Raw genomic sequence first — 6,486 nt, forward strand, 5'->3', positions numbered from 1 at the left:
CCCGCGCACCGTGATCAGCGACCGGGACGGGGGGTCGCGCGGCACGTACGGTGGAGCGGTGACGGAGGCGACACGGTCCGCCGACGGGACGGCCGACGCGTCGGTCGACGTCGCCGCGGAGGGCGCACGCATCGCGGCCTCGATCGGCCGCGTCGTCCAGGGCAAGGACCACGTCGTCCGGCTGGCGCTGGTCGTGCTGCTGGCCGAGGGCCACCTGCTCATCGAGGACGTGCCCGGGGTCGGCAAGACGACGCTGGCCAAGGCGCTGGCCGGGTCGATCGACGCGAGCGTGCGGCGGATCCAGTTCACGCCCGACCTGCTGCCCAGCGACGTCACGGGCGTGGCCGTCTACGACCAGGAGACGCGGGCGTTCGAGTTCAAGCCCGGCGCGATCTTCGCCAACGTCGTCGTCGCCGACGAGATCAACCGGGCATCCCCCAAGACCCAGTCGGCGCTGCTCGAGTGCATGGAGGAGCGCCAGGTCACCGTCGACGGCGTCAGCTACGAGCTGGCCCGGCCCTTCCTCGTCATGGCCACCCAGAACCCGCTGGAGATGGAGGGCACCTACCCCCTGCCCGAGGCCCAGCGGGACCGCTTCACCGCCCGGGTGTCGATGGGTTACCCCGACCCGGCGGCGGAGCTGGCGATGCTGGACGACCGCTCGACCATCGACCCGCTCACCGCCCTGCGCCCGGTGGCCGACGCCGCCCTCGTGCGGTCCCTGGTGGCGGCCGTGGGGCAGGTGCACGTGGCCGAGGCGGTCCGCCGGTACGTCGTCTCCCTCGTGGAGGCCACCCGCCGCTCGCCGGAGCTCCGGCTGGGCGCCTCGCCCCGCGCGGGCCTGCAGCTGCTGCGCGCCGCCCGCGCCTCCGCCGCCCTCGACGGCCGCGACCACGTGCTGCCCGACGACGTCCAGGCGCTCGCCGTGCCGGTGCTGGCCCACCGGCTGCTGCTCGCCGGCGAGGCGGTGGTGGCCCGGCGCAGCGCCGAGCAGGTCGTGGCCTCGCTGGTGTCCTCCGTCCCGGTCTCCCGCAGGCGCTGAGGGTGGTCGGCGGTCCGGCCCGGGCCCGGGGCGCCCTCACGTCCCGCGGCCGCGCCCTCCTCGCCGGCGGCGTCGCCCTCGGGCTGGTGGGTGCCGTGCTCGGGGAGCGGGCGCTGGTCCAGCTCGCCGCCTTCGTGCTCGTCCTGCCGCTGCTCGCCGGCGTGACCGTGGCGCGGGGGCGCTTCCGGGTCACCACCCGGCGCGCCGTCACCCCGCAGCGGGTGCCGCGCGGCGCCCAGGCCGACGTCGAGCTGCGGCTGCAGAACGTCGACGCGCGCCGCGGCGGCCTGTGGCTGCTCACCGAGCAGCTGCCCGCGACCCTGGGCCGCCCGCACCGCTTCACCGTGGCCGGGCTCGCCCCCGGCGCGACGACCACCGTCCGGTACCGGGTGTCCGGGCGGCACCGCGGCCGCTACCAGCTGGGACCGCTCCGGCTGCGGGTCCTGGACCCCTTCGGCCTGGTCGAGCGGACCGCCGCCGGGTCGGACACCGCGCCGCTGGTCGTGGTGCCCCGCGTCCGCCCGCTGCGGCGCGGGGGCCCCGGCGGGGGCAGCGGCGGGGGCGACGGCGCGCACCGCGCGTTCGCCGTCCACGGGGACGACGACGTGAGCATCCGCGAGTACCGGCGCGGGGACGACATGCGCAAGGTGCACTGGCGGGCCAGCGCGCGCACCGGCGACCTGAAGGTGCGCCTGGAGGAGACCCCCTGGCGCGCCCAGGGCACCCTGCTGCTGGACACGCGGGCCCGGGCGCACCTCGTGGCACCCGCGTGGGACGGCGCCCGGAAGGTCCCCGGGCCGCCCGGTGACCCGGCGCCGCCCGGCGACAGCTTCGAGTGGCTGGTCGAGGCCGCCGCCAGCATCGGGGTCGACCTCGCCCGGCGCGGGGCGCGGCTGCGGGTGGTGGCGAGCGGGGACGACCCCGGCCCGGCGTCCGGGGGCGCCGCGCTCGGGGCCGAGGAGCTCCTGGACCGGCTGGCGGTCCTGGGGGTCTCGCGCGCCCGCGACCTCTCCGACGTCGTGCCGGTGGCCTGCCGCGCTGCGGGCGACGGCCCGCTGGTCTGCCTGCTGGGCGCGGTCGGGCCCGACGACGTCGCCGAGCTGGCACGGCTGCGCCAGGGCCCGGTGCCCGGCCTCGCCGTGCTCCTCGACGTCGCCTCGTGGGGCGAGCCGGGGCGGGGCCGCCGCGGCGCCACCGGCACGGCGCTCGACGCCCTGGCCGCCCAGCGCGACCAGGCCGCCGCCGTCCTCGCGGGGGCGGGCTGGCGGGTCACCACCGCGGCCGCCGGGCAGGACGTCGGCGAGGTGTGGGCCGCGCTCACCGGGGCGCCCGCGGGGGTGGCGGGATGAGCCCGGCCGACGTCCGCACCGCGGTCGCCGCCGCCGCGGCCACCCTGCTCGGCGCCCTGGCGCTCTCCCCCGTGTTCACCACCCGCGCCTGGGTGCCCCCGGTGGTGACCGTCGTCGTCGCCGTCCTCGCCGGCGGGCTGGCCCTGCGCGCGGCGGTGACCCGGCTCGCCGGCGACCGCGCCGCGTGGGCGCTGGCCGTGGCGGTGCCGCTCGGCCAGCTGGCCCTCGTGGTCTGCGTGCTGGCAGCGGTGTTCGTGCCGGACACCGCCCTGGCCGGGCTGCTGCCCACCCCGACGACGATCGCGCGGCTGGGCGAGGTCTTCGGTGCCGGCGCGGCCGAGATCCGCGAGCAGGCAACCCCGGCCCTCCCGCTGACCGGCCTGCTCGCGCTCACCACCCTGTTCGTCGGGCTGGTCGCCGTCGTCGTCGACTCCCTCGCGGTGGCCGGCCGCCAGGCGGCGGTGGCCGGCGCGGCGCTGCTCCCCCTGGTGTGCGTGCCGGTGGCCACGGTGACCGGCGGGATCGGGCTGGTGGCGCTGGTCGGTCCCGCCGCCGGCTTCGCCGTCCTGCTGTGGGCCGACCAGCGCCGGGAGCTGGCCGGCCCCGCCGGCGGCTCGGGGGCCGCCGTGCGGATCGGCGTGGTGGCGGTGGCGGCCGGCGCGGTCCTCGGCGCGGCGGTGCCCACCCTGCCCGAGGGTTCGTTCGCCACCGGGCTCGGCGGCGGGACCGGCTCGGCCACGGGCACGTCGCTGGACCCGGCGGCCGAGCTGCGCGGGCAGCTCACCCTGCCCGAACCGGTCCCGCTGCTGCGGGTGGGCAGCTCGGTCGAGGACCCCGGCTACCTGCGCGCCGTCGCCCTCGACGAGTACGAGCCGGCCGAGGGGTGGTCGCTGAGCAACCTCGACGGCGAGACCTCGGTGGCCGACGACGGCTTCCTCGCCCCGCTGCCGGACGGCCCGCCGACGCGGCAGGTGTCCACCGAGGTGCGGGTGCTGGAGCACGACGACCGCTTCCTCCCGGTGCCGACCGCGCCCCTGTCGGTCCGCGTGGACGGCGAGGCGGCCGCCTGGCGGTACGACGAGGCGACCGGCACGGTGTTCGGCCGGGGGGTGACCAGCGCGGGCCTGGCCTACGGGGTGACCGCCGTGGAGCCCCGCCCGTCCGAGGAGCTGCTCGCCCGCGCCGGGCCCCTGCCGCCGGACGACCCGGTGCAGGAGCGCTTCGGCGCGCTGCCCGAGCTGGACCCGGCCATCGCCGAGCTCACCGCCGGGTTGACCGCCGGCGCCGCGACGCCCTACGAGCGGGTGCTGCGGATCCAGGGCTACCTCAGCGACCGCGCCAACGGCTTCGTCTACAGCCTCTCCACCGCCCCCGGCACCAGCGGCGACGACCTGGTGGACTTCCTGCGGCTCAAGCGCGGCTACTGCGAGCAGTACGCCGGCGCCATGGCCGTGCTGGTGCGGCAGGCGGGGCTGCCGGCCCGGGTCGCGCTGGGGTACACGCCCGGCGACGTCGAGCCCGACGGGACGCGGCTGATCACCAGCGACGACGCGCACGCCTGGGTGGAGGTGTACTTCCAGGGGGTGGGCTGGGTGCCCTTCGACCCCACCCCGCTGGCGGTCGACCGGCAGGTCGACCTCCCCTGGTCCCCCCGGGCCACGGCGCAGGAGCGGGTCGACACCGGCCCGGCCGTCCCCGCGCCGACGGCGGCGCCGCAGCCGGCGGCACCGCGGACCGACCGGTTGCCGGAGGCGGTGCCCCAGGCCACCCCGCTCGCGGCGACCGCGGCCGATCGGGGCCCGCTGCTGGCCACCGCCGGGGTGCTGGCGCTGGTCGCCGTCGTCGTGGCCGCGCCGGCCGGGGTGCGCGCCCTGCAGCGCCGGCGCCGGCTCGCGGGGGGCGGCGCCGCCGGGGCCTGGGCCGAGCTGCGCGCCTCCGGGACCGACCTCGGCGTGCACCTGCAGCCGTCCTGGACGCCGCGCCGCGTGGCCGAGGCCCTCGTCCGCACGCTGGGCAGGGGCCCGGGCGGCCCCGCGGCGGAGCGGGCGGAGGCCGCCGTGCGCCGGCTGGCCCGGGCGGAGGAGGCGGCGAGCTACGGGCGGCCGGGCAGCGAGCCCCCGGCTGCCGAGCTGCGGGCGGCGCTGCGGGCGGCCCGCCGGGGGCTGCTCGCGGCGCGCCCCCGGTCGGTGCGGCTGCGGGCGCGGCTGTGGCCCGCCTCCCTGGTGGCGGGCGCCCGCGACTGGGCCGGGCGGTGGCGCCGGGACGAGTCCGGCCGCCGTCCGGGGCGGACGGCGGCCGGGAACCCGGTGCGCGAGGGCTACTGGTCGTAGCGGCGGCGGAAGCGCTCTTCCAGCCGGTTCTTCATCGGCTGCCGCCCCCGCCGGCCGCCGCGGCCGGCCGCGGTCGAGCCGCGCGACCCGGACGGGGCGGGTGCCTCGACGGCGCCGGTGGCCCCGCGGTAGTGCAGCACCCCGAGGGCGGCACCGCCGAAGGCGACCAGGAAGCCGAGGACGCCCAGCGGGACGGACTCGGCGACGGCGCCGGCGACCAGGACGGCGAGCCCGACCACGACCAGCAGCCCACCGAGCTGCAGTTTGCGGCGGGCCTTCTGACGGCGATCGCCGGTGCGGACCGAGGATGCGAACTTCGGATCGTCATCGACGAGGGCGCGCTCGATCTGCTCCAGCAGACGCTGCTCGTGCTCGGAGAGCGGCACGTCGACCTCCAGTTGGGCGGAGCCAGTTCCGTCGGAGGCTCCCGCCGACGGTGTCCCCGAGGATACGAGCCGATTGCACGCGGCGAAAGGCGACGCCTCGGCGAGCTGCCGGGCGCGTCCGCGGATCACCCCTCCGGGTGCACGCCCCGGCACGTCCGCCCAGGTCAGCGCGCCGACCGCCCGGACGTGCCCGACGAGCCCGACGAGCCCAGCAGCGTCGCCGGGCGGACCGCACCGGCACCGAACCGCCGGGCGGCCCGGTCGGCGGCGAGCTCCGCCTCCCGGCGGCCGTGCTCGCGGGCGCCGAGCTCCAGCTGCCGGGGGGCCGACCCCGCCGCCACCAGCCGTGCGGCCCGGACGCCGACCAGCCGGATGCGGGTCCGGTCCAGCCCCAGGGCGTCGTAGAGGGCGCGGGCGGTGTCGTAGAGCTCCTGCCCCACGTCGGTGGGCGCCCCCAGCGTGCGGCTGCGGGTGATCGTGGTGAAGTCCGCGAAGCGGACCTTGATGCTGACCGTGCGGGCCAGCCAGCCGGTGGAGCGCAGCCGGCCCGCCGTCCGCTCCGCCAGGCGCAGCAGCTCCCGGTGGACGACGCGGGGGTCGTCGACGTCGGTGGCGAAGGTCTCCTCCGCTCCGGTCGAGCGCTCGGGCTCGTCGGGGACCACCCGCCGCGGGTCCCGGCCCCAGGCGAGCTCGTGCAGGTGGGCGCCGGCCGCGGCACCGAGCGCCCGCTGGAGGGTCTTCGCCGGCACGTGGGCGAGGTCGCCCACGGTGCGCAGCCCCAGCCGCAGGAGGGTCTCCTCCGTCTTCGGGCCCACCCCCCACAGCGCGCCCACCGGCAGCGGGTGGAGGAAGCCCATGACCTCCGCGGGGCGGACGACGAGCAGCCCGTCGGGCTTGGCGCGCGTGGAGGCCAGCTTCGCCACGAACTTGGTGCCGGCCACGCCGACCGAGCAGGTGATGCCCTGCTCGTCGAAGACCCGGGCGCGGAGGTGCTCGCCGACCTCCGCGGCGTCGCCCAGCCGGCGGCCGGCACCGGCGACGTCGAGGAACGCCTCGTCCATGCTCAGCGGCTCGACCAGGGGGGTGATCGACCGGAACAGCGCCATCACCGACCGGGACACCTCGGCGTAGAGCGCCATGTCCCCCGGCAGGACCGTCGCCGTCGGGCACAGCCGCAGCGCCCGTGCGGTGGGCATGGCTGCGTGCACCCCGTAGCGGCGGGCCTCGTAGGTGGCCGAGGTGACCACGCCGCGGTTGCCCGCCCCGCCGACGATCACCGGGGTGCCGGCCAGCTCGGGTCGCCGGCGCACCTCGACGCTGGCGAAGAAGGCGTCCATGTCGACGTGCAGCACGGTGCAGCCCCCCGCACGCCCGCCGTC

Annotated in this window: 5 protein-coding genes; 3 read left to right on the plus strand and 2 right to left on the minus strand. The window is 78.7% G+C overall.

Features of this window, described 5'->3' with window-relative positions; genetic code table 11:
• Nucleotides 1–58 precede the first annotated feature (58 nt).
• Genes E9565_RS21240 through E9565_RS21250 form a run of 3 tightly spaced genes read left to right on the plus strand, consistent with a single transcriptional unit; the run spans nt 59 to nt 4,721 of the window.
• Nucleotides 59–1,042, plus strand: coding sequence for a MoxR family ATPase (locus E9565_RS21240; RefSeq protein WP_236828378.1), 984 nt, complete (start codon nt 59–61; stop codon nt 1,040–1,042).
• Between the two features lie 2 nt (nt 1,043–1,044).
• Nucleotides 1,045–2,391, plus strand: coding sequence for a DUF58 domain-containing protein (locus E9565_RS23450; RefSeq protein WP_236836674.1), 1,347 nt, complete (start codon nt 1,045–1,047; stop codon nt 2,389–2,391).
• Complete coding sequence (locus tag E9565_RS21250; RefSeq protein ID WP_236828376.1) at nt 2,388–4,721, plus strand: DUF3488 and transglutaminase-like domain-containing protein; 2,334 nt, start codon at nt 2,388–2,390, stop codon at nt 4,719–4,721. Before E9565_RS23450 ends, E9565_RS21250 begins: the two co-directional genes overlap by 4 nt.
• Here E9565_RS21250 and E9565_RS21255 read toward each other — a convergent pair.
• Both E9565_RS21255 and dinB read right to left on the minus strand, forming a co-directional pair.
• A complete protein-coding gene (locus E9565_RS21255; protein WP_236836675.1) occupies nt 4,709–5,107 on the minus strand; it encodes a DUF3040 domain-containing protein in 399 nt (132 codons plus the stop codon). The two genes, E9565_RS21250 and E9565_RS21255, sit on opposite strands and share 13 nt — an antisense overlap.
• Before the next feature lie 164 nt (nt 5,108–5,271).
• A partial coding sequence (gene dinB, locus E9565_RS21260; protein WP_236836676.1) for a DNA polymerase IV occupies nt 5,272–6,486 on the minus strand: 1,215 nt, incomplete at its 5' end.

The sequence above is a fragment of the Blastococcus sp. KM273129 genome, from assembly GCF_021698995.1.
Taxonomy (GTDB): Bacteria; Actinomycetota; Actinomycetes; order Mycobacteriales; family Geodermatophilaceae; genus Blastococcus.